Below are 2,237 nucleotides of genomic sequence, written 5' to 3' on the forward strand. Positions count from 1 at the left end.
GCCAATGGGTCTGCTTGATACTGCTACATGCTCAGCATTAGCATAGACCGTAGGAGTCACATCGGCACTAGACTCAGTATTCATTGTATGTTGTCGACGGTCTACTAACACACAAAAAGGATCTGACAACAGTGTTTTATGAGCTAAAGGGGCATTCACAGCTCGAGCGACATCAATGGCTAAATCCACTTCACCATTGGTTAGCTGGCGCGCAATATTTTCACGAGAAAATGACATGCTGGCTATTTTTGCATGCGGAATTAACTTGGCAACTTGCTTAATCAGCGTTGGCATTATTTGGCTTTCTAAAGCTTCATGAATGGCTATTTTAAAGGTTTGCTCCGTCGTAAGCGGGTCAAACTCGCCGCATTGCTGCAGTACTTGCCTAATTCTATTTAGCGCGCTAATGAGTTGTGGAGCCATTCGTTGACAAGCCGCTGTCGGTTGCATTTGCAGGCCTTGGCGTACAAATAGTGGGTCGTTTAACACTAAACGTAATCGTTTTATCGCATGGCTCACTGCTGATGGCGTTATAAACAACGACTTTGACGCTTGAGTCATGTTTTGTTCAGAATAAAGCGCTTCAAATATTTTCAACAAATTAAGGTCAAGTTGCTGAATTGCTTTGGTATCTGCCATCTTGGCCTCTTTGATTAAATAAGTTTATTACACACATCTATGAATATCATTCATTGCAACCTAACATGTTATTTCATTTCATTCACTTAAAATACTGCGATATGCTGACCCCATAAATAATAGCTCGGTCACATGATGGTAATAACCGAAGCCTATATCACACAGGATGGATGCATGAATATTTACGCTACAGAAAAATCACAACAATATTTAGCGAAAGTAACATTGTTTATTAATCAATATATCCTTCCTATTGAAGCAGAATTACTCGCAGAAAACCGACGCATCAACCACAGTAGCGATTGGACGCAATGGCAACTGTTACCTCAAATAGAAGTGCTTAAAGCGAAAGCAAAAGCTGAAGGGTTATGGAATTTATTTCTACCAGATTCCGCGTTAGGCAAAGGACTAACGTGTGTAGAATATGCTCCCCTAGCGGAAGAAATGGGTCGCTCACTATTAGCCCCAGAAATTTTCAACTGTAATGCACCTGATACCGGTAACATGGAAGTGCTTTATCACTTTGGTGATAAACAGCAACAGCAACAGTGGTTAACACCGCTACTTGAAGGTGAAATTCGCTCAGTATTTGCCATGACAGAACCTGACGTAGCTTCATCGGATGCCACTAATATGCAAGCCACTATCATTGAAGATGGTGATGATGTGGTGATTAATGGCCGCAAATGGTGGTCGACAGGCTTAGGCCACCCTAATAGCAAAGTGATGATCTTTATGGGCTTGTCTCATAGCGATGCACCAAAACATCAACGCCATAGCATGGTACTGGTTCCAATGGACACGCTAGGGGTAAGTATCACACGCATGCTAACCGCCTATGGCGATTATGATGCCCCTTATGGGCATGGTGAAATGGAGCTCGTCAATGTCCGAGTGCCCAAAAGTAACGTGATTATGGGATTAGGCAAAGGCTTTGAAATTGCTCAAGGCAGATTAGGTCCCGGTCGAATTCATCATTGTATGCGTGCTATTGGCGCTGCAGAACGAGCCTTATCATTAGCAATAGCGCGCGGTCAATCTCGAGTCGCCTTTGGTCAACCAATTATCAAATTAGGTGGCAATCTTGAACGCATTGCCCAAGCGCGTATGGCAATTGAGCAAGCCAGATTACTGACACTGAATGCAGCATGGAAAATTGATCACTTAGGCGTCAAGCACACCATGACAGATATCTCGGCAATCAAAGTTGTTGTGCCTAATATGCTGACCCAAGTCGTCGATATGGCGATTCAAATGTATGGCGGTGCTGGCATGAACCATGACACACCATTAGCAGGATTTGCTGCCATGGCACGCAGTTTACGTTTAGCCGATGGCCCAGATGAAGTGCATATGGCCATGGTGTCGCGACTTGAATTAGCGAAGTACCAATAATGGTTATGACAATGAAAACACCATCACAAAATGTGGTGATCACCGGTGCGGCATCGGGCTTAGGCAAAGCCCTTGCATTAAAATGGGCTAGCAAGCAGGCCGAAGTGTGCGTCGCTGATATTAATCAACAAGCTGGCGAGCAAGTGTGTCAAGAAATCCTAGCATTAGGAGGCAAGGCCTTTTTCGTGCATTGTGATATTACC

3 protein-coding genes are annotated in these 2,237 nt (G+C 44.0%); 2 read left to right on the forward strand and 1 reads right to left on the reverse strand.

Going from position 1 to position 2,237, the window contains the following annotated elements:
* Window positions 1-639: LysR family transcriptional regulator (locus tag H5202_RS20915; protein ID WP_182773755.1), on the reverse strand; the 639-nt coding region annotated here is incomplete at its 3' end.
* Between the two features lie 174 nt (window positions 640-813).
* Here H5202_RS20915 and H5202_RS20920 point away from each other — a divergent pair.
* Both H5202_RS20920 and H5202_RS20925 read left to right on the forward strand, forming a co-directional pair.
* Window positions 814-2,034 carry an acyl-CoA dehydrogenase family protein gene (locus H5202_RS20920; RefSeq protein WP_182773756.1) on the forward strand — a complete coding sequence of 407 codons (1,221 nt, stop codon included), beginning with the start codon at window positions 814-816 and terminating at the stop codon, window positions 2,032-2,034.
* Between the two features lie 11 nt (window positions 2,035-2,045).
* A partial coding sequence (locus H5202_RS20925) for an SDR family NAD(P)-dependent oxidoreductase (protein WP_259397415.1) occupies window positions 2,046-2,237 on the forward strand: 192 nt, incomplete at its 3' end.

The sequence above is a fragment of the Shewanella sp. SG41-4 genome, from assembly GCF_014164505.1.
GTDB lineage: Bacteria > Pseudomonadota > Gammaproteobacteria > Enterobacterales > Shewanellaceae > Shewanella.